Origin of the sequence: Amycolatopsis sp. NPDC023774 (assembly GCF_040639695.1) — a bacterium.
In the GTDB taxonomy this organism is placed as follows: domain Bacteria; phylum Actinomycetota; class Actinomycetes; order Mycobacteriales; family Pseudonocardiaceae; genus Amycolatopsis.
On record NZ_JBFAAJ010000020.1, the window covers coordinates 132,775 to 154,247 of the forward strand.

Below are 21,473 nucleotides of genomic sequence, written 5' to 3' on the forward strand. Positions count from 1 at the left end.
AAACGTCAGCTCAGCCGGCCCGCCACCCGGCGACGGCGCGCGACCTCCGCCAGGAGCACGCCGGCGGCCACCGAGGCGTTCAGGGACTCGACGCCCGCCGCCATCGGGATCGACACCGTGGCGTCGCAGGTTTCGCGCACCAAGCGCGAGAGGCCACGGCCCTCGGAGCCCAGGACGATGACCAGCGGGTCCGCCGCGAGCTCCAGGGAGTCGATGTCCACAGTGCCGTCCGCGTCGAGGCCCACGATCATCAGGCCCTTCGACGCCCAGGCGCGCAGCTGGCGCGTGAGGTTCGTCGCGACGGCGATGGGGAGCTTGGCGGCCGTGCCGGCGCTCGTGCGCCACGCGACGGCCGTCATGCCGGCGCTGCGGCGTTCGGGCAGGAGCACGCCCTGGGCGCCGAACGCGGCGGCCGACCGGATCACCGCGCCGAGGTTGCGCGGGTCGGTCACACCGTCCAGCGCGACGAACAGCGGGGTGTTGCCGGAGTCGCGCGCTGCTTCCATGAGGTCGTCCGGGTGGGCGTACTCGAACGGCGGCACCTGAAGGCCCAGGCCCTGGTGCATGGCGCGGTTGGTCTTGCGGTCGAGCTCCTCGCGCGGGATCTCCAGAATGGAGATGCCCTTGTCGGCGGCCAGGCGCACGGCCTCGTTCACGCGGTCGTCGATCTCGATGTTCACCGCCACGTACAGCGCGGTGCCCGGGACGTCGGCGCGCAGTGCCTCGACGACCGGGTTGCGGCCGGCGATGAGCTCCGGGCGGTCGGCCTTCTTCTGCCGCGCCTGCTCCCGCGTCTTCGCGGCGTTGGCGGCGCGGTACGCCTTGTGCCCGGGCCGGTCCTCGGCCTTCGGCGTGGGGCCCTTGCCCTCGAGCGCCTTGCGCCGCTGCCCGCCGGAGCCGACGACCTGGCCCTTCTTGGTGCCGGTCTTGCGGACGGCGCCCTGACGCCGTGAGTTGCCTGCCATGTGTAACCGAGTCCTTAATCCACCGCAGTGGAACGGATCAGGAGTTCCTGACCGTCCACTGCGGACCGTTCGGGGTGTCCTCAACCACGATGCCCGCCTGCGTGAGGCGGTCACGGGCGGCGTCCGCGCGCGCGAAGTCCTTCGCGGCGCGCGCCTCCTGGCGTTCGGCCAGCAAGCCTTGTACAAGCTCGTCGAGCGCTTCGCGAACGGGGGTCTCGCTGCCGCCGCCGTCGGCCCAGCGGTCCGAGAGCGGGTCGATGCCGAGCACGTCGGTCATCGCGCGCACCGAGGAAGCCAGTTCGAGTGCCTTGGGGGTATCGCCCGCGTCGAGCGCGGCATTACCGTCACGCACCGTGTTGTGCACCACGGCAAACGCGGCCGGCGTGGCCAGGTCGTCGTCCATCGCGGTGGCGAAATCCGGCTGCACCGCGCCGGCGAGCACCTCACCGGCGGCCGCCGCGCGCCGCAGGAACGCTTCGATGCGGCGGTAACCCTGCGCCGCCTCCGCGACCGCGCCGTCGGAGTACTCGACGGTCGAGCGGTAGTGCGGCTGCACGAGGTAGTAGCGCAGCTCGGGGGCGCGGTAGCGCTCCAGCATCGCCGGGATCGACACGGTGTTGCCCAGCGACTTCGACATCTTCTCGCCGGACATCGTCACCCACGCGTTGTGCAGCCAGTACCGCGCGAACGGGTCGCCGACGGCGTTCGACTGTGCGCGCTCGTTCTCGTGGTGCGGGAAGACCAGGTCGACGCCGCCGCCGTGGATGTCGAACTCCGCGCCGAGGTAATTGGTCGACATCGCCGAGCACTCCAGGTGCCAGCCCGGCCGTCCGTCGCCCCACGGCGTCGGCCACGACGGCTCGCCCGGCTTCGCGCTCTTCCACAGCGTGAAGTCGCGCGAGTCGCGCTTGCCGCGGGTCGGCGTCTCGCCCTGCTGCACTTCGTCGAGTTGCTGCCCCGACAGCTTGCCGTAGCCGTCGAACGACTTCACGGAGAAGTAGACGTCACCGTCGGCCGCGTACGCGTGCCCGCTGTCGATCAGCCGCTGCATGAGCGTGATCATCTGCGTGATGTGCCCGGTCGCGCGGGGGTTGACCGACGGCGGGAGGCAGCCCAGGTCGTCGTAGGCCTTCTCGAACGCGCGCTCGTGCGTGGTCGCCCACTCCCACCACGGCCGGCCCGCATCGGCGGCCTTGGTGAGGATCTTGTCGTCGATGTCGGTGACGTTGCGGACCAGGAGCACGTCGAGTCCACTGTGGAGGAGCCAGCGCCGCAGGACGTCGTAGTTCAGCACTCCGCGCACGTGCCCGATGTGGGGCACGCCCTGCACGGTGGCGCCACACAGGTAGATGGACGCCGTTCCGCTGCGGACGGGAACGAACTCCCGAGGGGCACGGGTCGCGGTGTCGAACAGGTGTAGGGCCACCCATAAAGGGTACGGGGTCGGTGTGGGCGATGTCGCACGACGTCAAAAGACGTCGTGCTTGCGCAAAGCTCCGAGAAGTGCGTCCGGCCGTTCGGCGGTGGGGAGCGGGTCGACGAGTTCGAACGCGCAGCCCAGCGCGCGGGCGCCGCCGTCGGCCTCTTCGCTGTCGCCGATCATCAGGGTCTCTTCGGCGCCTACGCCGAGCTGGTCGATGGCGGCGCGGAAGATCTCGGGCTGCGGTTTGACGGCTCCGACCTCGAACGACAGCACGAACGAGGAGACGTGGGTGTCCCAGCCGCGCTGGGTGAAGGCGGGGCGGATGTCGAAGGCGATGTTGCTCAGCACGCCGACTTTGCGGCCGGCCGAGGCGCCGAGTTTGAGGGCGGCCTCAGTGTCGGGGTAGGGCGTCCACTCGCTGGGGGTGATGAGGCGGTTGTAGAGGGCCTCGGCCTGGTCGCGGTGGGGGACGCCGGAGCGGGAGAGGACTTCGAGGTAGACCTTGCGGTGCAGGTCGGGATCGAGGTCGCGGTCGTTCCAGGCCTGCTGGTACTCGGCGTCGAGCTCGACGACCTGACCGACGGGGGCGGTCATGCGGCGCATGAGCTCGGTCTGGGCTTCGAGGTCGAGGGACTGGCCGTGGTCGTCGATGACGTCGGTGAGCCAGGAGGCGTCCTGCTCCAGTCGGAAGAGGGTGCCGGAGAAGTCGAAGAGGACTGCGTTGATGGCCACGCGGCCACTGTAACGAGGTGGGGGTCTCGCTGGGGCTGGTCTGGTGGGGTGGGGTTTCGGGTCCTCGGAGGGCGGTTCTCGGGTCTGGTGGGGTTCTCGGGTCTGGTGGGTTGGTTGTAGGTCCTCGCAGGGCGTGTTGCGTGGGGGCACCCCGAAGCTGGATTGTGTTGACGGCCGGTGAGCCGTTGTCAAGGCGGGAAAGCGTGCCTTGACAACGGCTCGCCGGCCGCAAGGAGGCTTCGGATCGGGGTGCCGGGGCGGGGCTGGGTGCAGGTTCCGCTGGGTGGTCGGGTGGCGGTTGGTGAGGTGCTGCGCGTGGCCCGGGTGGCGGGGGTGGGTGGTGAGGGTGGCGGTGGGGCGGTGCTCGCGTGGCTCGGGTGGGTGGTGAGTTGGGCAGGCGGCCGGCGGTTGGGGTTGGCCGAAGCGCCCCAATGTGGCGTTCGTTGTGTTGAGCGCACCGAACGCCGCATTGGGTGCGTTGAGTGCAACCAATGCCGCGTTGGGGCGGGCGGTTGGGGGGTTGGGGGGTGGTCAGTCGCGGATGAGGAGGGCGGTGGCGACGGCGGCGATGCCTTCGCCGCGGCCGGTGAGGCCGAGGCCGTCGGTGGTGGTGCCGGTGACGCTGACCGGGGCGCCGATGGCGGTGCCGAGGGCATCTTGGGCCTCGGTGCGGCGTTTGCCGACGCGGGGGTGGTTGCCGATGATCTGGACGGTGGCGTTGGCGACGCGCCAGCCTTCGCCTTCGAGCAGGGCGCGGACTTCGGCGAGCATGTCGGTGCCGTGGGCGCCGTCCATGCGGGGGTCGCCGGTGCCGAAGACGGCGCCGAGGTCGCCGAGTCCGGCGGCGGACAGCAGGGCGTCGCACAGGGCGTGGGAGGCGACGTCGCCGTCGGAGTGGCCGGCGCAGCCGTCGACGCCGGGCCAGAGCAGGCCGGCCATCCAGCAGTCGCGGCCGGGTTCGACGGGGTGGACGTCGACGCCGTTGCCCACACGCAGGTCGGTCACAGCGGGGCCTCCTGGTCGCCGCCGGCCACGAGGGCTTCGGCGAGTGTGAGTTCGAAGGCGCTCGCGACGCGCATGGCGTCGGGATCGCCGGGGACGGTGGTCGCGCCGGCCACGGAGTCGAGGCCGGGGGTGGGGCTCGAAGCCAGCGCCGCGCGGAACGCGTCGAGCGAGAAGCCGACGGGGGTCTGGGCCGTGCGCAAACCGTCGCGGTCGACGGTGGCGGTGATCAAGCCGCCGTCGGTCGCCTTCACGGTGTCCGCCATCGGGAGCACCGGGACTACGACAGACGCACCTGCGCGGACCGTGGTCAGTACATCACGGACAGTCCGTTGTCGAGCGAAGGCGCGCAGGGCGTCGTGGACGAGAACCACCGCACCAGGGGAAAGCCAAGGCTCGACGGCGGAGAAAACCTGCCGGAGCGACGCGGCGGGGACGAACCGGCAACGATCGGACAGCTCGGAACCGAGGTCCGAAAGCGCGTCCGAAAACGACTCGGCACACCGAGAAGGGGCTGACACGACCACCAGATCGAGCTCCGGTGTGCCGAGTAGCCCCCGCACGGTGTGCCTGAGAAGAACTTCACCGTTCACCGTCGTGAGAGCACGCTCTTCATCGGCGATGTGGTATGCGACAGTCACGAACGCGACGCTCTGCACCGGCTGGTTCATCGGGTCGTGATCGTAGAGAAGTGGCTGCCCGGGGCCTCCGCCGGGAGCCGGATGACCCCGGGGGTCAGACTGTCGCGGTTTCCAGAACTTCGTCGAGGAGTGTTTCCGCCTTGTCCTCGTCGGTGCCTTCCGCGAGCGCGAGCTCGCTGACCAGAATTTGCCGCGCCTTCGCCAGCATGCGCTTCTCGCCGGCTGAAAGTCCGCGGTCCTTCTCTCGCCGCCAGAGGTCGCGCACCACTTCGGCCACCTTGTTCACATCGCCGGAGGCGAGCTTCTCCAGGTTGGCCTTGTACCGACGAGACCAGTTTGTGGGCTCTTCGGTGTGGGGAGCACGCAGTACGTCGAAAACCTTGTCCAGTCCTTCTTGCCCGACGACATCACGCACACCGACGATCTCGGCGTTGTCAGCAGGCACGCGAACCGTAAGATCCCCTTGCGCGACTTTGAGGACGAGGTACTTCTTCTCCTCGCCCTTGATCACGCGGGTCTCGATGGCTTCGATGAGTGCGGCACCGTGGTGCGGGTAGACGACGGTCTCTCCGACCTTGAAAACCATGTGTCCTCTGCCCCTTTCGCTGATTCCATCTTAGCACGGTCTTCAGATGGCCACCTAGCGGCCCGGGATCGTCGTCGCAGGTCAGCGGCTTGGCGGGGGTTGACAAACCTGAATCGCCCGTGCTCATGCAGGTGATGGGGAAGGCATTGATCGGCAGGTGTGAAATCCTAATTGGACGGTTGATCTTGGGTCTCGGCGCACCTTTGGGCCCCACCGGTTCCGCGCGCGTGCGGGCGCCCGGCTAGTCTTCGTCGTGACGAGGCCGTGAGATGGAAGGACTCCGACGTGAGGCTGCAGAAACGTCGCGTGCTCGGCGCAGGTGTGTCGGCGCTCGGTGCCGCGCTGGTGCTCGCCGGTTGCGGGGCCGGTCAGATCACCCAGACCGACACGCAGCAGCCTGCGGTCAACGGCACGTACGCGCAGGTGAAGACCCTGGTGCTGCGTGACGCCGCAGTCCAGTACCCCGCGCAGGGCGCCGCCTACTCGGCCGGCCAGCCCGCGCCGCTCACGCTCACGATCGTCAACCAGGGCGCCCAGGACGACCAGCTCGTCTCGGTCAGCTCGGAGGGCACGAAGTCGCCGGCGCAGATCAGCGGTGCCACCGACATCGTCGCCGGTCACACGCTGGTCATCGGCCCGGACGACGCCGTCGAGTCGACCAACGAGCAGGCCGCGCCGACCACGTCGAGCTCGGCTTCCACGCCGCCCAGTGACACCACCTCCTCGGGCGCTCCGACCGCCACGAGCAGCGCATCGCCGGGCGACGGCGGCGCGGCCACGAAGCTGGGCCAGGGCACGGTCGTGCTGCAGGACCTCACGCAGCCGCTGTGGCCGGGCATGACGATCAACGTCACCTTCACCTTCCGCAACGCTGGCCCGATCACCGTCGCGATGCCGGTCGCCGCGCCGGCGCACGTCGAGCCCTGACGGTTTTTGTCGGTGCCCGCCGATAGCCTCGGCGCGTGGTGAAGAAGACCAACACCGTCTACCGGTGCGCGGAATGCGGGTACGAAGCCGCGAAGTGGCTCGGCCGCTGCCCGGAGTGCCAGGCCTGGGGCTCGCTCGAAGAGCGGGGCGGGGTCAAACCGGCGATCACGCGAGTGGCTGCGGGTGCGCCGAGCGCGCCCGCGCGGCCCATCGGCGAGGTCGACGTCGAAACGGCCCGCGCGAAGGCGACGGGCGTCTCCGAACTCGACCGCGTACTCGGTGGCGGGCTCGTGCCCGGCGCCGTGGTGCTGCTGGCCGGCGAACCCGGTGTCGGCAAGTCGACCCTGCTGCTCGAAGTGGCGTTCCAATGGGCGAAAACGGCCGGGCGCTCCCTGTACGTCACCGGTGAGGAGTCGGCCGGGCAGGTCCGGCTTAGGGCCGAGCGCACGGGCAACGTGCACGGCGAGATGTTCCTCGCGGCCGAGAGCGACCTGTCGGCGGTCCTGGGCCACGTCGACGCCGTGAAGCCGGGTGTGCTGATCGTCGACTCGGTGCAGACGATGGCGTCACCGCAGGTGGAGGGCTCGCCGGGTGGGGTCACGCAGGTGCGCGCGGTTGCGGCGGGGCTGGTGGCGCTCGCCAAGGAACGGGGGCTGCCCGTGGTGCTGGTGGGCCACGTGACGAAGGACGGCTCGGTCGCCGGCCCGCGTGTCCTGGAGCACCTCGTGGACGTCGTGCTGCAGTTCGAGGGCGACAAGCACTCGACGCTGCGCATGGTGCGCGGCATCAAGAACCGCTTCGGCGCGGCCGACGAGATCGGCTGCTTCGAGCTCACCGAGGGCGGCATCGTCGGCGTGGCCGACCCGTCCGGGCTGTTCATGAGCCGCACCGCCGAACCGGTGCCGGGCACGGCCATCACGGTCGCCATGGAGGGCAAACGGCCGCTGCTGGGCGAGGTGCAGGCACTGGTGTCGAGCACGAGCATGCCGCAGCCCAGGCGTGCGGTGAGTGGCCTCGACTCCTCGCGCGTGGCGATGGTCCTCGCCGTGCTGGAGAAGCGCGGCCGGCTGAAGCTGGGTGACAAGGACGTCTACGTCGCCACCGTCGGTGGGATGAAGATCACCGAGCCTTCGATCGACCTGGCGCTGGTCCTGGCGCTGACGTCGTCGATGCACGACGTCGCGTTGTCCCAGCGCCTGGTCGCCGTCGGCGAGGTCGGGCTGGCCGGCGAGGTGCGCCGGGTGCCCAACGTCGCGCGCCGCCTCGCCGAGGCCGCGCGCCTCGGCTACACCCACGCCCTCGTGCCACCCGACTCCGGCAAGCTGCCCGACGGCATCCGCGCGCTCGAGGTCGGCGACGTCGCCAGTGCGCTCAACGCCGCCAACCACGCGAAGTGATCACGACCCGAATTCGCTGGTGATCTCGAAGCTGAACTTCGCGTTGCTGAGCGTCTCGCCCGGGTGGATCCCATAGAAGTTCTCGTTCGTGACGTTCTTCGCGCTGATCAGCTCGGAGGTCGTGGTGTTGACGTGGACCACCAGCTGGTGGTTGCCGTAGCTGACCGTGTAGGTCTCGGTGTCGGCGTCCGCCTTCCATGCGGTGGCCTGGCCGCGCAGAAGGTCGATGATCGCCGCGCGCACCGGGCGCGGTGCGAGCCCCGAGGCGAGCACGGTGAGCAGGCGCATCTGGGTGCCGCCGGGCGCCGCGTAGGCCGCGACCGCGGACCCGGGGCTCGGCGGCTGCGGTGTCTTCGCGCCGGTCGGTTCCTCGAAGAGGCCGCGGTACGACTGCATCGGCGGCAGGATCTCCGTGGCGCTGTCGGAGAACCGCTGGGGCGGAGGCGGCGCGCTCGCGACTTCTTTCAGCAGAGCTTCGGGAGCCGTCGGCAGGTTCTCGACGAACGCCGGGGTCGGCCGGTACCAGCTGCCGGGGACGTCCGCGTTCCAGCCGCCGGGGTGGGGGAACGGCGCCTTGAAGTCGCCGCCCGCGGCGATCTGCGTGGTGGAGTCAGGGCCGGGCAGGCTCGCCTTGTCGTCCGGCTGGCCCGTGATGACCACCGGGTCGCCATCGCGGGTCCACTTGCGCATCCACAGGTCCGACCGGTCCGCGGGGATCCAGAACTCGACCTTCTGCTGCACGGCGAACGCGCTGCGGTCGGCCACCCACTCGATGTCCGTGTAGGTGTTGGTCACGTGGGTGTACTGACCGGGACCGGGCTGCACGTCGGTGATCGCCGTGGCCGCCGGGGCGACCGTGGCGGGACGCTCGACCACCTCGCGGGCCACGACCACGCCACCGGTCACGACGGCGACGGCCGCGGCCACGGCGATCCAGCGCCACGTGCCGCCACGCTGCTTCTTCGCCGGAGGAGCGATGTGCGCGTGGCCGGTTTCGGCGGCGGCGGCCCGCAGCAGCGTCGCGCGGGCGCGGTCCAGCTCCGCGGGGTCCGTGCGGACGTGGGGGTGCAGGGCGTCGAGGGCTTCGTCGAGCTCGGCGTCGGACCACAGGTGGCGCACGTTGTCGTCGTTCACAGTTCGTTCGCCTCCTCGGCGGTCTCGGTGGTGCTCTGGACGGACGCGGCATTGGCCCGCAGCCAGCGCCGGATGCGGTGCAGCCGCGAGCGGATCGTGCCAGGCGGCACGCCCAGTGCTTCGGCTACCTCCGTCGGCTCGAGCCCGGCCCACGACACGAGCAGCAGCGTGTCGCGGTCGGCGGCGTTGAGCTTCGCCAGTGCGCCGGCGAGCTGGGCCGCGCGGGTCTGGGCGTCCACTTGCTCGGCGACGCGGCCGTCGTGCCCGGCCGCGGCGTGCTCGCCGGTCGCCGCGAGCCGCGCGGTCGCTCTCAGCGCTCGCGTCTCGCTGCGGATGTGGTGGCGCAGCAGGTTCGTCGCGATCCCGTACAGCCACGAGCGCGCCGTGCCCAGGTCCGGTCGGTACGACTCGCGCCGCCGCAGCGCGACAAGGAACGTCTCGGCCACGAGGTCGTGGGCGGCGTCGTCGCCGACTCGGCGCGCGAGGTAACGGTGCAGCTGGCGCGAATGTGCGTCGAAGAGCCGCCCGAACACGGGCGCCGGATCGGGAACGCCCAGGTCGGGACGGTCGAACGAGTCCGGCAACGCCGCCTCCGGACCGTCGTGGATCACCTGCATGCCCTGTGTTGCCCGCAGATCTCCGCAACGTTCACCGTGGCGTTCACGGAGTGACCGGACTCACCAGATCGGGTGGTCGCTGAACTTCTCCAGCGTCGTGACGGACGGGCGGACATAGAACAGGCCCGCCGCGTAGCCGAGCACGCCCAGGGCGAAGTTCGCGAAGGTGGCCAGCAGGTCCGTGGCGCCGAGGCGGTCGTGGTCGCTCCACAGGTCCACGAGCGCCGACGCGGTGAGGGCGAGCAGGCAGGTGACGACGGTCGCCGTGAAGCACGCGACCAGCGCCGCGCGCGCGGCTCGGGCGCGGGCGACCACGAGGTAGTCGCCCCGCAGGCAACTGCGGCAGGCGAAGACGACGATGGCCGTCATCACCACCGAGAGTGTCGGAAGCAGCAGGCCGATGACGCCGACGGGCGCGTCGGGGAGGCTGTGCCCGTGCAGTGGGCGGTTCACGAACGCCGTGAGGCCGAACACGAATGCGGTGCCGAACAGCAGGGCGACGCCCGTGATCACGGAGCCGTTGCGCACACGGCGGGCGAAGAGCGGGGGCAGCGGGGCGTAGTCCGTGGCTTCGCCGTAGTACTGCTTCATCCCGTCACCTCCTGCACCGCCCTGCGTCCGAGCGCCGAATGAACGTGCAGATGCTCGTGAAGGTCACCTTAAGGGACGCCTGCTCTCTCAAGGTGACCTTCACGGCACTTGTCACCGACCTGTGCTAACGCGATTAGGCCGGTGACAGGTGTTCACAGTTTCTCGGCGAGCAGGTTCGCGCACCGGATGAGGCCGATGTGCGAGTACGCCTGCGGGTGGTTGCCCAGCGAACGCTCGGCGATCGGGTCGTACTGCTCCGGCAGCAGGCCCGTGGGGCCCGCCGAGCCGACGATCTGCGTGAACAGCTCCTCGGCCTCGTTGCGGCGGCCGGTGATGAGGTACGCCTCGATCAGCCACGCGGCGCAGATGTGGAACCCGCCTTCGCCGCCGGGCAGGCCGTCGTCGCGGCGGTAGCGGTACACCGTGGAACCGCTGCGCAGCTCGGCCTCGATCGCGGTCACTGTGCGCTGGAAGCGCTCGTCGGCCGGGTCGATCAGGCCGGTGAGGCCCACGAAGAGCGACGCGGCGTCGAGGTCGGTGCCGTCGTACGCCGTGGTGAAGGCCTGGACCTCGTCGTTCCAGCCGTGCTCCAGCACGTCGGCCTTGATGCGCTCACGCAGCTCCGGCCAGGCGCCCGGCACGTCGCGGCCGTACTCGTGGCCGAGCTTCACCGCGCGGTCGATCGTCACCCAGCACATCACCCGCGAGTACACCCGGTGGCGCGGCACGTGCCGCTCTTCCCAGATGCCGTGGTCCGGCTCGTTCCAGCGCCGCGTGACGGCCTCGGCCATCGCGCGCACCATCTGCCAGTCCTCGTCGCGCAGCTCGCCGCGCGCGTCGGCCAGGGTGACCACGAGCTCCACGACCGGGCCGAACACGTCGAGCTGCACCTGGTGGTTGGCCAGGTTGCCGACGCGCACGGGCCGCGAACCGGCGTACCCGGGCAGCGACTCGATCACGGCCTCGGCGCCGATCACGCTGCCGGCCAGCGTGTACAGCGGGTGCAGGCGCTCCGGACCGGCCAAAGTGGACAGCACGCCGTGCAACCACTCCAGGTAGCCCTCGGCTTCCTCGTTGGACCCGAGGTGCACCAGTTCGCGCACCGTCATGGACGCGTCGCGGATCCAGCAGTAGCGGTAGTCCCAGTTGCGGACGCCGCCGATCTCCTCGGGCAGCGACGAGGTGGCCGCCGCCAGCACGCCACCGGTGTCGGTGTTGACCAGCCCGCGCAGTGTGAGCGCGGAGCGGCGCACCAGCTCGGCCTGCACCGTCGGCAGCTTGAGCTTGGCCGCCCAGTCGCTCCAGTACCGGCCCGCGCGGTCGCGACGGTCTATTTCGGACAGTTCGTGGGGGCCGAGATCCGTGGTGCCGCAACGGAGTTCGAGCACCACGGGGTTGTCCGGCGTCGGCTGCACGAGTGCGGTCGCGGTGTCGTGCAGTCCGTCGGACGTGATGGTCCACGCCACGCCCGGCGAGCGGAGCACGAACGGCTCCGACGTGCCCAGCACCCGCAGCCCGTCGCCCTCGGCGACCAGCTTCACGGGCACACCGCCGAACTCCGGCCGCGGCGCGAACAGCACGTCCGCCGCGGTCTCGCCCGAGATCACGCGCACGATGTCCGTGCGGTGCGAAGGGCTTTCCGGCTCGAGGTAGTCGGTCACGAGCAGGCGCGACCAGCGCGTCTCGACCGTCATCGTGTTCGGCAGGTAGCGCTGGCCCAGCGGGAGGCCGTTGCGGTGCGGCTTGATCGAGAAGGCTCCTGCGCCGGGCCCGCCGAGCAGGTCGGCGAACACGGCCGGCGCGTCGGGGCCCGGGTGGCACAGCCACGTGAGCTTCGCGTCCGGCGTCACGAGCGCGACGGAGCGCTCGTTGGCCAGCATCGACAGCCGCTCGATGGGCGGCGCCGACTCGCCGTAGAGCCAGTTCCGCCGTTCCTCCAAGAGGAACCCGAGCACCAGCGCGACGTCGACGGTGTCGGGCACGCGGTAAGTCGCGAGCGTCTCGCCCTCGCCCACCTTGATGCCCAGGTCCGGGCCCGACAAGCGCGCGAACGCCTTCTCGTCGGTCACGTCGTCGCCCAGGAAGATGGCGGCGGTGGCGCCCACCTGGTGGCGCAGGGTGTCGAGCGCGCGCCCCTTGTCCGTCTGGACGACCGCGAGCTCCACGACCTCCTTGCCGTCGGTGGTCGACACGCCTTCCCAGGTCGACGGGCCCTCGTGCACGTCGGCGAGCACGCGGCGACCGGCCTCGTGCTCGGCTCGGCGCACGTGCACCGCGATGCTCGCGGGCTTGACCTCGAGCGACACGCCCGGCACGTCGAGCACCAGGTTCTCCAGCTCCGCCTCGAGCCGGCGGTGCAGCGCACGCGCCTTGTCGTCGAGGGCATGGATGAACCCGATGTCGAACTCGGAGCCGTGGCTGCCCACGAGGTTCACCTCGGCGGGCAGGCGCGACAGCGTCGCCAGGTCACGCAGTGCGCGACCTGAGATCACGGCTGTGGTGGTCTCGTGCAGACCGGCCAGAGATCTGAGTGCGCCGACGGACTCCGGCAGCGGCCGGGCCTCGTCGGGGTTGGCGGTGATCGGGGCCAACGTGCCGTCGTAGTCGCAGGCGACCAGCAGGCGCGGGGTACGGGCGATCTGCACGATCGCGCGCCGTAGCTCCGCAGGCAACGCCTCGGCGGTCAACACTCCTCCTCAGGAGGTCCAGCGCGGTACGGGGGGAGGTCAGTCGACCGGCTCCGCACCCAGCGCCTGCAGGAACGAGCGCGCCCACCGGTCGACGTCGTGGGTGAGGACCTGGCGACGCATGGCGCGCATCCTGCGTCGGCCCTCGGCGGGGTCGAGCGTAATAGCAGCCACCAACGCGTTCTTCACCCCGTCCAGATCATGCGGGTTGACCAGGAATGCGCTGGTCAGTTCGGCGGCCGCGCCGGCGAACTCGCTGAGGACGAGCGCGCCACCGAGATCGTGGCGGCAGGCGACGTATTCCTTGCAGACGAGGTTCATCCCGTCGCGCAGCGGCGTCACCACCATCACGTCGGCGGCGGAGAAGAAGGCGGCCAGCTCGGTGCGGTTCACGGACTGGTGCAGGTAGTGCACGACCGGGTGACCGACCCGTGCGAACTCGCCGTTGATGCGGCCGACCATCTGTTCGATCTCGCCGCGCATGCGCTGGTAGTGCTCCACGCGTTCGCGGCTCGGGGTGGCCAGCTGCACGAACGCGACGTCCTCGGGCTGCATGCGCTCCTCGTGCAGCAGCTCGTGCAGGGCCTGCAGCCGCAGGTCGATGCCCTTGGTGTAGTCGAGGCGGTCGACGCCGAGCATCACCGCCTTCGGGTTGCCGAGGTCGCGGCGGATCTGCTTGGCGCGCTCGATCACGCCCTTGCTGCGCGCGAGGCTGTCGAGGCCGGCGGCATCGATGGAGATCGGGAACGCACCGACGCGCACGGTGCGGTCGCCGACCTGCACCATGCCGGGCCGAGACCGCACGCCGACGGCGCCGCGGGTCGGCTCGAGGCCGACGAGCTGGCGGGCCAGCCACAGGAAGTTCTGCGCGCCGCCGGGCCGGTGGAAGCCGATGAGGTCGGCGCCGATGAGCCCGCGCACGATCTCGGCGCGCCACGGCAGCTGCATGAACAGCTCGACCGGCGGGAAGGGGATGTGCAGGAAGAAGCCGATACGCAGGTCGGGCCGCAGCTCGCGCAACATCGTGGGCACGAGCTGCAGCTGGTAGTCCTGGATCCACACCGTGGCGCCGTGGGCCGCGACCTGGGCGCTGGCCTCGGCGAAGCGGCGGTTGACCTTCACGTAGCTGTCCCACCACGCGCGGTCGAACACCGGCGGCGCGACGACGTCGTGGTAGAGCGGCCAGAGCGTGGCGTTGGAGAAGCCCTCGTAGTAGTCGCGGACCTCGGCGGACGAGAGGGTGACCGGGTGCAGGACCAAGCCGTCGTCGTCGAACTCCTCGACGTCGACGTCGGGGACGCCGGGCCAGCCGACCCACGCGCCCTTGCGCGAGCGCAGGAACGGTTCGAGCGCGGAGACGAGCCCGCCGGGGCTCGCCGTCCAGCGCTGGCCGCCGTCCGGCGTGCGCTCCAGGTCGACGGGCAGCCGGTTGGCCACCACGACGAAATCGGCGGACGGTGCGGTCTTGCGCTCGTCAGTCACTACAGCTGCTCCCTCGTTATCCGCGGGTCGCGGCCCCAGTGAAACCCTAGCGTGCGCCTGGTGCCCGGCAGGTGGTCAACCGGTTACTCCAGCCGGCGCTCCGACGGCTCCAGCGGTCCCGCCATCCGCGGTCCGGCGAGCTTGCGTTCGAGCCGCCCGAGCCGCCTCCGGACGGGTTGCGCGAGGTATTCACCCAGGACAACGCCCGCTGCGAGCGCGAGCCCGATGGCAACGGCCGTCATCAGTGTCGAGATGTTGCCGCCGGGCTCGACTCCTAATTGGTATAGACCACGATAGGTGGACAGGCCGGGCAGCAGAGGAGTGATTCCGGACACGGCCACGACGAGGGGTGTGACGCGCAGCCGCCGCGCCATCAGGCCGCCGCAGAAGCCGACGAGCGTGGCCGCGATGGCCGACGAGCTCACGGCGTCGAACTGCGTGAGCATCAGCGAGCCGTACACGAGTGCGCCGATGGCACCCGCCGCCGCGGCGACGAGCAGCGCGCGCAGCGTCGAGTAGGACGCCAGGGCGAAGCACGCGGCCGCGCCGGCGCCCGTGATGACCACGATGGGCAGCTGCTGCGGGGTCGAGTTGATGACCTCCGGCAGCGGCGTGCTCGGCAAGCCGAGCATCACGGCGATCTTCAGGGCCAGTACCACGCCGGTGATGAGGCCCGCGGACATCAGCGCGGTCTCCATCGTGCGGCCGGCGGCCGTGACGTTGTAGCCGGTGATCGCGTCCTGCACCGCCGAGACGGTGGAGAGCCCGGACAGCAGCACCGTGACGGCCGCGGCGACCACGAGCGTCGGGCGGTCGGTGGTGAGGACTTTGCTGCTCACGATCGCCATCGCCGACAGGGTCGCGACGAGCCCGCCGACGACCTGCTGAAAGAAGAACGGCAGGTGGTAGCGGTTGAGCAGCCGGCCGAGCCGGTCGACGACCGAGGAGATCACGAACGCCACCACGGCCACGTCGAGGCCGCCGCCGAGCAGCAGCGTGATGAACGCGGCCAGTCCGCCCCACGCGATCGTGGCGACCCAGCGCGGGTACGGGTGCGGCGCCGCCGTGATGCGCTCCAGCTCCGTGTGCGCTTCCTCGGCACCCATGTTGCCGCGGACGATCTTGCGCACGAGGATCTCGGCCTCCGTGAGCCGCGTGTAGTCGAGGCTGCGCGAACGGACCACTCGCAACGCCGTGACAGGCGCCAGGTCCGTGCCGCGGTGGCAGGTGACGGTGATCGACGTGAAGATCACGTCGACCTCGCAGTGGGGCAGTCCGAGCGCGGCGGTGAGCGCGAGGATCGTCGCGGTCACGTCGGACGCGCCGGCGCCGCTGGCCATCTGCACCTCGCCGATGCGCAGCGTCAGATCGAGGACGAAGTTGACCGTCGCGTCGTCGGGCGGCTGCGGGCCCAGTGCCTCTTCGCTCTCGACCGCCGGCTGTTCGGCCGTCGGCGCCTCGAGGATGTGCCATGCGCGGCGTCGCAGGAGGTTCGGCCGGTGCCGCTGGTTCGAGCTTGGCCGGGGAGGCTCCAGGATCGGCCACCGTCTGCGGTGAATCCCCTGGTCGGCGCGTTCGTTGATCTTCATGATCGATCCCACCTCCTCGTCCATCTGGCGTCGTTCTGCTCGACGTTCCCGGGAACCATCGGCCGACGCGTCCCGACCGTTGCACTGATCCGGAAGTGGTGTGCACCACGTCTGTCTGTGATCGTCTCGCAGGGTCGCCCGAGGCGCTCGTTTTCGGTGTTGAGCTGGGGGTCGGGGTGGTCTGGGCGAGCTCGGGCCGACGTGGCCCGGCCGACGCCTGCGGTGCGTGCGGAATTCCTGGTGAAACCGGTTTCGAAATGAGCTTTCCGGAATTCAGTTGAGTGCATCTCGCGTGTCGGTTTCTGGTTCGTCTTTGCTGGTAGATGGAAGTTAAACGGCCGGTAAATTGCAGCTGGCACTACTCGACATTTGCGCTTACCTGCAGTCGGTAATTGTTGATCTGTGCGACTGATCACTCTTTGGTGCATACCCATATTTCGTTTCGTAATGTGCCCGTGGTCTCGCAGTTACCTGCGATTTCGGTCCCCCGAGAAGGAGTCTTACCCCGACATGGCACTCCACCGATTCGAAGTTCGATCCGAAGCCGCGCCGTCCCGTAAGCGGCGCTTCGTCCGCGCCGCCCTGACGGCGACCGCCCTGGCCGCCGCGATGTCGGCCACTGCCGGCCCGGTCCTCGCGAGCACCGCGTCCGCCGCGACCGCGGCGCCGGCCGCCTCCGCGTCGGCCAACGCTCGGGTTGGCGCCACTGCTCTCGGCCGCGCCCTGACCCAGCAGGGCAAGCCCTACGTTTGGGGCGCGGCCGGTCCGAACGCCTACGACTGCTCCGGTCTCGTCGTTTGGGCGTTCAAGCAGGTCGGCGTCGCGTTGCCGCATAGCTCGCGCCTGCAGTCCACGGCGGGCGTCGCCGTCTCCAAGGCCGCGCTGCAGCCCGGTGACCTGGTGTTCTTCTACACGCCAGTGAGCCACGTCGGCATCTACGCCGGCGGCGGCATGGTCCTGCACGCCAGCCGGCCCGGAGTTCCGGTGAAGCTGTCGCCGCTGTCCTCGATGCCGTTCCACAACGCCCGCCGCGTCTGACGGGCCACACGCGCCGGCACCCGGTCGCGCGGCTGTTCCCCCGCAGCCGCCTTCCGGGTGCCGCCGAGTGGCGGCAGGCCGATATACTTCTCTCGTCCTGGGCTGCGGCGCGGGACGTCGGCCGGTATAGCTCAGCTGGTAGAGCATCTGTCTTGTAAACAGAAGGTCAGGGGTTCGAGCCCCCTTGCCGGCTCCGTCACGATCATGGCGTTGATCAGGTATTTTGCGACTTGGAGACCGCTGAGGCCGCCGCCGTCTGAACCTCTTGTTGATCTTGGTCCACGGATCGGTCCACGGGGCGTGCTAGTTTCAGCCCGTGTCGATCAAGGGGGCAGCCGAGGGCGGGCGACAGCGGGGAAGCATCCGTCGGCACCGCGACTCTTTGCAGGTGCGGATTTCCGCGGGCAAAGACCCGGTGACGGGAGACAGGATCGTGCTTACTGAGTCGGTCACGATCGAGCGTCCCGGGGTTGAGCGCTTCGAACGCGCTGCCATGAAGGAAGCCGAGAAGGTCCGAACGCGACTTCAGGCTGAGGCAGATTCCCTTAAAGTCGCGCGGACAAAGTCGACCTTTGGCGCCCTCTTGGATCAGTGGCTCCCGCAGGCTGAGATCGATCCGACGACCCGCATGAACTACGAGTGGATGATCCGTGACCACATCAGGCCAGTTCTTGGCGAGGTGCCGCTGGTGCTGCTCATGCGGGATGCATCCGAGCGGCTGGAGCGTCTCTATGCGGATCTTCGACGCTGCCGCCGTCGCTGCGATGGGAAACCGTTCATTGAGCACCGGGCATCTGGTCCGCACGAGTGTCGCGTCGTGCAACATCGACGGGGCCCGGGCCGGCCGCCCCGGGATTGGCTTACCAGCCACGATTGCTTGGGATCCGGTTGCCAGGTGATCGAGTGTCAACCGCACCGTTGCGAGCCGTACTCCGCGTCCTCCATCCGTGCAATCCACGGGATCATCAGTGGCGCGCTGAGTGCCGCCGTTCGATGGAAACGGATCCCGTACAACCCGGCGCCTGCGGTGCGCCTGCCGAGCAAGCGCAAGACCCAGCCGCGGCCACCGTCCACTCAGGACATGGCGCGAATCATCGAGGCGGCACATCAGAGCAGCTTGGAGTGGGGTACCTACGTGTGGCTTTCGGCGGTCACGGGAGCCCGCCGAGGCGAGGTCGTCGCCCTTCAATGGGAGGACATCGACCTTGACGCCGGAGCCGTGGTTCTTGATGAGAACTATGTGCGTGGGCCCGATGGAATGATCCTCAAAGACACGAAGACTCACCAGGGACGACGCGTATCGCTCGACCCGGACACTGTTCGCCTCCTTCAGCAGCTCAAGGAGGAGACCTCGAAGCAACTGGCGGCATTGGGGATCAGTCTGACCGGCCAGACCTGGGTCTTCTCGGCACGCCCCGACTTCAGCGCGCCACGCGATCCGAGCTCGTTGACGCGTCGGTACGGTCGACTCGCGGCCAAATTGGGCATAAAGACGCAGCTCAAGGAGCTGCGGCACTACTCCGCGACGCAGTTGCTCACGGCTGGAGTCGATCTACGCACGGTTGCGGGCCGCCTTGGGCATGGAGATGGCAGCACAACACTTCGACATTACGCAGCATGGGTTGGAGCCGCGGACAGAGTGGCCGCGGCTACCATCGCCGGCACGATGCCGAAGCTCGGCGGATAGAGCATGTCCTGCCAACCATGAAGACCGCCGGGTGGGGCGGCCCTGGCTACAGTCACGCCGTGCTTGTGGTCAACATGGTCGAGAGGTTTGGTGCGGACGAGTTCCTCGATCGGTCGTGGGATCTCCCACCAGAGGTCATCGAGCCGTTGCGCGGGCAAGTCGAGGTGACGCCCGAGGGCTGGATCGTGGACATGTGGCGGATGACGGCGCAGATCGCTGCCATCGTGCAGCCTTGGGTTGATGAGCCCATTGACGTCGAGTCAGACTCTTGGTTCATCAGCTCGGAGCAGCGCTAGAGGACAACGGCAGCCAACGTCTTGTCGTCGCTCACCTTCGCCCGGGGCAGACCTTGTCCGTCCGGGTCCTCGCGTCGTTCCCAGTCGGCGCACCGCGTCGTGAACGCGAGCCCGGCCGAAACCGCCGTCACTTTCCTGCACGCCTTGTCCGACTGACCGACGGGAGCATCTCCATGGACCTCGCCAGCGGGCGACCACCGCCACCACACCACCGCACCATCGACGCGAACGCCACCAAAAGCAGACGTCACTGGTGACGTCTGCGAGCGGGCTAACCACGTCGCCCCAGCCTGCTAGTCACGCGGGGGCGACATTTGTTCCAAGTTGGGATACGAGCTAGGCGGCGTCTCGATCGCTATGGCTCGTCGCCAGGTCAGGAACCGCCACTTAGGTAGAACGAGAAACTCTCGCGCGCGAGCTATGTCGGTCGTGGCTTGATCGACGTATCCGTTCATCCTGCTGACGAAATCGTCGACGTTTTCATCGTTGACTTCAGTTTCATAGTGCAGTAGCTCGAGTAGCTCGTCCATCTGGGCCTTGGCGTCCCAAAGGGGCGAGACGACCACAACCCACCGGTCACGACCCCACAACTGCTCGAGCTTCAGTGCGTCATCCGCGAGACGTTGCGTTTCGGCTGCTAGGTTCTCGACCCTCTCGATGTCCGGAGACCGATCGCCAGCCATCCTCGGCGCGAGCCCGCTCACCCTCATCCCTAGCGACAGAATTCGCGCTCGCACATCACGCCGCACACGGCCTTGTTCGAGGATCCGATCTTTACGAGCTTCAAGGCTTGGCTTCGCCAGGTATTCGATGAGAAGCGCGACGGCCGCGGCCGTGCCCGCACTGATCAGCGCGGTCTGGATTCCCGCCGGCAACGACATTCAGCAGGTGTACCACGCTCGGTAGCCCACCTTCCGGATCGAGTCGCACAAGTAGTGCTGGGCTCTGCGGAGTACGTCGCTTTCGAGGAGCTTCGCGACCTGCGAAACAAGGCCACGCACGACCTGGACGACAGCAGTGCGGTGGTCGATGTCAGCCAAGCGGTGAAGTACGTGTTGCTAGCCAACCGCATGATCGCCTCCGCGTTCGCTGGTGCCTCCACAACTCGGAGCCCTTTGCGTGACCGGATCAGCCGGTCATCGGATCGAGAGCGCGCTGATGTAAGGCTGCAGCCCGCGCACGCAGGTGCCGCTTGAGCGTCCCGCGGTTGCGACCACGTGTCTTGGCCGCGTGGCAGTTCGGGCACAGGGCGATCTCGGCCGGATCCACTGACGCCGACGGCTGGCTGACCTGGTACCTCAGTAGGGGCATGGCGGCGGGCGCAGGGTCGTCATGCCCCCTGACATGTCTGCCTCAATGAGAAGGTGCTGAACCGATGTGGCCGCAGCGGGATCAGCGGAAGTCCCTCGACGCGGCCGCCAGGCTCTTGAGGTCGAGCGGGGTGACATGGTCGGCGACGAGGGACACGGTGCCCTGCCCGACTTGGGCGATGCCGCGCACGAGCAGGGCCGGGCTGGACAGCCACAGCTGCCGGTGCCGGCGCCAGAGCCCGATCGACACGATCACGTTCGCCATGCCGGTCTCGTCCTCGAGGTTGAGGAAGGTGATCCCGCCGGCGGTCGCGGGGCGCTGTTTGTGGGTGACCGCGCCGCCGACCTTGATCCGGGTGCCATCGGCGACGTCGAGGAGCCGGCCGGCGGGGATGGCGCCGAGCTGGTCGAGGTGGTCGCGCAGGAATTCGATGGGGTGACGGCCGGCGGTGATGCCGGTGGCCCACAGGTCCGCTGACGCGAGCTCGAACGCGCTCATGCCAGGCAGGGCAGGGGCGTCGTGGCCGATGGCCAGGCCGGGCAGGTGCTCGGCGCGGGTCGCGGCGGCGGCGCCAGCGGCCCATAGGGCGGCGCGGCGGTCCGGGCCGAGGCCGGTGAACACGCCGGCGGTGGCGAGGGCTTCGACGACGGGCCGGTCGAGCTGGACCCGCTCGGTCAGTTGCCCGATCGAGGTGTAGGGGCCGCCGGCGTCGCGTTCGGCGACGATCCGTTCCGCGATGTCCTGCCCGACCTGGCGGATCCCCGCGAGCCCGAGGCGAATTGCCACACCACCTTGGGAGTCGGCGTCGGGTTCGAGGGTGGCGTGGGGCAGGGAGAGGTTGACGTCGGGCTGGTGGGTGCGCACGCCGTGGCGGCGGGCGTCGGCGACGAGGGACTGGGGTGAGTAGAAGCCCATGGGTTGGGCGCGCAGCAGGCCGGCGCAGAACGCGGCGGGGTAGTAGCGCTTGAACCACGCGCTGGCGTAGACCAGCAGCGCGAAGCTCATGGAGTGGGCTTCGGGGAAGCCGTAGCCGGAGAAGGCGTGGATCTGCTCGAAGACCCGTTTCGCGAGGTCGTCGGACAGCCCGTTGGCTTTGGCCCCTGCGAAGAACCGGCCGGCCAGCCTTCGCATCTTCGTGCTGGAGCGTTTCGAGCCCATGGCGCGGCGCAGCTGATCAGCTTCAGTGGGAGTGAAGGACGCGACGTCGCGGGCCATTTGCATCACCTGCTCCTGAAACAACGGCACCCCCAACGTGCGCTCGAGCGCGGGCGCGAGCAGCTTGTGCTCGTGTTCCCACTGTTCTTCGCCGCGGCGGCGGCGGATGTAGGGGTGCACGGAGCCGCCCTGGATCGGGCCGGGCCGGATCAG

19 protein-coding genes, 1 tRNA gene and 1 pseudogene are annotated in these 21,473 nt (G+C 69.3%); 6 read left to right on the plus strand and 15 right to left on the minus strand.

Features of this window, described 5'->3' with window-relative positions; all coding sequences use genetic code 11:
- Positions 1-5 precede the first annotated feature (5 nt).
- From rlmB to AB0F91_RS32230, 6 genes are all read right to left on the minus strand, one after another.
- Entirely contained in the window at positions 6-965 is a 960-nt protein-coding gene (rlmB, locus tag AB0F91_RS32205) for a 23S rRNA (guanosine(2251)-2'-O)-methyltransferase RlmB (RefSeq protein WP_360603619.1), read from the minus strand.
- Positions 966-1,002: 37 nt separating this feature from the next.
- Positions 1,003-2,391, minus strand: coding sequence for a cysteine--tRNA ligase (gene cysS / locus AB0F91_RS32210; protein ID WP_360603621.1), 1,389 nt, complete (start codon positions 2,389-2,391; stop codon positions 1,003-1,005).
- A gap of 42 nt (positions 2,392-2,433) precedes the next feature.
- Positions 2,434-3,120, minus strand: coding sequence for an HAD family hydrolase (locus tag AB0F91_RS32215; RefSeq protein WP_360603623.1), 687 nt, complete (start codon positions 3,118-3,120; stop codon positions 2,434-2,436).
- A 531-nt stretch (positions 3,121-3,651) separates the two neighbouring features.
- Entirely contained in the window at positions 3,652-4,116 is a 465-nt protein-coding gene (ispF, locus tag AB0F91_RS32220) for a 2-C-methyl-D-erythritol 2,4-cyclodiphosphate synthase (protein WP_360603663.1), read from the minus strand.
- 5 nt (positions 4,117-4,121) lie between these two features.
- Complete coding sequence (locus tag AB0F91_RS32225) at positions 4,122-4,793, minus strand: 2-C-methyl-D-erythritol 4-phosphate cytidylyltransferase (RefSeq protein ID WP_360603625.1); 672 nt, start codon at positions 4,791-4,793, stop codon at positions 4,122-4,124.
- Positions 4,794-4,857: 64 nt separating this feature from the next.
- Positions 4,858-5,349 carry a CarD family transcriptional regulator gene (locus AB0F91_RS32230; RefSeq protein WP_033294400.1) on the minus strand — a complete coding sequence of 164 codons (492 nt, stop codon included), beginning with the start codon at positions 5,347-5,349 and terminating at the stop codon, positions 4,858-4,860.
- A gap of 285 nt (positions 5,350-5,634) precedes the next feature.
- Here AB0F91_RS32230 and AB0F91_RS32235 point away from each other — a divergent pair, with 285 nt between their 5' ends.
- Entirely contained in the window at positions 5,635-6,276 is a 642-nt protein-coding gene (locus tag AB0F91_RS32235) for a hypothetical protein (protein WP_360603627.1), read from the plus strand.
- Between the two features lie 35 nt (positions 6,277-6,311).
- Positions 6,312-7,673 (plus strand): DNA repair protein RadA, encoded by a 1,362-nt coding sequence (gene radA, locus AB0F91_RS32240; RefSeq protein ID WP_360603628.1) that lies wholly within the window; start codon positions 6,312-6,314, stop codon positions 7,671-7,673.
- Here radA and AB0F91_RS32245 read toward each other — a convergent pair whose 3' ends face one another.
- The 6 genes from AB0F91_RS32245 to AB0F91_RS32270 all read right to left on the minus strand — a co-directional run bounded on the left by AB0F91_RS32245 (position 7,674) and on the right by AB0F91_RS32270 (position 15,773).
- Complete coding sequence (locus AB0F91_RS32245; RefSeq protein ID WP_360603629.1) at positions 7,674-8,807, minus strand: hypothetical protein; 1,134 nt, start codon at positions 8,805-8,807, stop codon at positions 7,674-7,676.
- Positions 8,804-9,424, minus strand: a complete 621-nt coding sequence (locus tag AB0F91_RS32250) for a sigma-70 family RNA polymerase sigma factor (RefSeq protein WP_360603631.1) — start codon at positions 9,422-9,424, stop codon at positions 8,804-8,806. The genes AB0F91_RS32245 and AB0F91_RS32250 overlap by 4 nt, the downstream gene beginning before the upstream one ends.
- Before the next feature lie 60 nt (positions 9,425-9,484).
- Entirely contained in the window at positions 9,485-10,015 is a 531-nt protein-coding gene (locus AB0F91_RS32255; RefSeq protein WP_360603633.1) for a hypothetical protein, read from the minus strand.
- A gap of 152 nt (positions 10,016-10,167) precedes the next feature.
- On the minus strand, positions 10,168-12,702 hold the full coding sequence (gene otsB / locus AB0F91_RS32260; protein ID WP_360603635.1) for a trehalose-phosphatase: 2,535 nt from the start codon (positions 12,700-12,702) through the stop codon (positions 10,168-10,170).
- A gap of 39 nt (positions 12,703-12,741) precedes the next feature.
- On the minus strand, positions 12,742-14,184 hold the full coding sequence (locus tag AB0F91_RS32265; protein WP_360603637.1) for a trehalose-6-phosphate synthase: 1,443 nt from the start codon (positions 14,182-14,184) through the stop codon (positions 12,742-12,744).
- A gap of 83 nt (positions 14,185-14,267) precedes the next feature.
- Positions 14,268-15,773: a threonine/serine exporter family protein gene (locus tag AB0F91_RS32270; protein WP_360603665.1), complete on the minus strand. Its 1,506-nt coding sequence runs from the start codon at positions 15,771-15,773 to the stop codon at positions 14,268-14,270.
- Positions 15,774-16,283: 510 nt separating this feature from the next.
- Between AB0F91_RS32270 and AB0F91_RS32275 the strand changes: the two genes are divergently transcribed.
- The 4 genes from AB0F91_RS32275 (at position 16,284) to AB0F91_RS32290 (ending at position 18,794) form a co-directional block, all read left to right on the plus strand.
- Positions 16,284-16,811 carry an NlpC/P60 family protein gene (locus AB0F91_RS32275; protein ID WP_360603639.1) on the plus strand — a complete coding sequence of 176 codons (528 nt, stop codon included), beginning with the start codon at positions 16,284-16,286 and terminating at the stop codon, positions 16,809-16,811.
- Between the two features lie 120 nt (positions 16,812-16,931).
- A tRNA-Thr gene (locus AB0F91_RS32280) sits at positions 16,932-17,004 on the plus strand.
- Positions 17,005-17,127: 123 nt separating this feature from the next.
- Positions 17,128-18,498 carry a tyrosine-type recombinase/integrase gene (locus AB0F91_RS32285; protein WP_360603641.1) on the plus strand — a complete coding sequence of 457 codons (1,371 nt, stop codon included), beginning with the start codon at positions 17,128-17,130 and terminating at the stop codon, positions 18,496-18,498.
- Between the two features lie 59 nt (positions 18,499-18,557).
- Positions 18,558-18,794, plus strand: a complete 237-nt coding sequence (locus AB0F91_RS32290; RefSeq protein ID WP_360603643.1) for a hypothetical protein — start codon at positions 18,558-18,560, stop codon at positions 18,792-18,794.
- On the opposite strand, the gene AB0F91_RS32295 is transcribed toward AB0F91_RS32290, so the two are convergent.
- The 3 genes and pseudogenes from AB0F91_RS32295 to AB0F91_RS32305 all read right to left on the minus strand — a co-directional run.
- Positions 18,791-18,925 carry a hypothetical protein gene (locus AB0F91_RS32295; protein WP_360603645.1) on the minus strand — a complete coding sequence of 45 codons (135 nt, stop codon included), beginning with the start codon at positions 18,923-18,925 and terminating at the stop codon, positions 18,791-18,793. The two genes, AB0F91_RS32290 and AB0F91_RS32295, sit on opposite strands and share 4 nt — an antisense overlap.
- A gap of 162 nt (positions 18,926-19,087) precedes the next feature.
- Positions 19,088-19,675, minus strand: a complete 588-nt coding sequence (locus AB0F91_RS32300; RefSeq protein WP_360603647.1) for a hypothetical protein — start codon at positions 19,673-19,675, stop codon at positions 19,088-19,090.
- A gap of 511 nt (positions 19,676-20,186) precedes the next feature.
- A pseudogene (locus tag AB0F91_RS32305) lies at positions 20,187-21,473 on the minus strand (error-prone DNA polymerase); the annotation flags it as partial.

What these genes read in the sequence shown, in the direction of transcription:
- AB0F91_RS32225 (WP_360603625.1), bottom strand. Translation starts at nt 4,793, where the DNA reads ATGAACCAGCCGGTGCAGAGCGTCGCGTTCGTGACTGTCGCATACCAC.
- AB0F91_RS32230 (WP_033294400.1), bottom strand. Translation starts at nt 5,349, where the DNA reads ATGGTTTTCAAGGTCGGAGAGACCGTCGTCTACCCGCACCACGGTGCC.
- AB0F91_RS32250 (WP_360603631.1), bottom strand. Translation starts at nt 9,424, where the DNA reads ATGCAGGTGATCCACGACGGTCCGGAGGCGGCGTTGCCGGACTCGTTC.
- AB0F91_RS32270 (WP_360603665.1), bottom strand. Translation starts at nt 15,773, where the DNA reads ATGAAGATCAACGAACGCGCCGACCAGGGGATTCACCGCAGACGGTGG.
- AB0F91_RS32300 (WP_360603647.1), bottom strand. Translation starts at nt 19,675, where the DNA reads ATGTCGTTGCCGGCGGGAATCCAGACCGCGCTGATCAGTGCGGGCACG.
- AB0F91_RS32275 (WP_360603639.1), top strand. Translation starts at nt 16,284, where the DNA reads ATGGCACTCCACCGATTCGAAGTTCGATCCGAAGCCGCGCCGTCCCGT.
- rlmB (WP_360603619.1), bottom strand. Translation starts at nt 965, where the DNA reads ATGGCAGGCAACTCACGGCGTCAGGGCGCCGTCCGCAAGACCGGCACC.
- AB0F91_RS32255 (WP_360603633.1), bottom strand. Translation starts at nt 10,015, where the DNA reads ATGAAGCAGTACTACGGCGAAGCCACGGACTACGCCCCGCTGCCCCCG.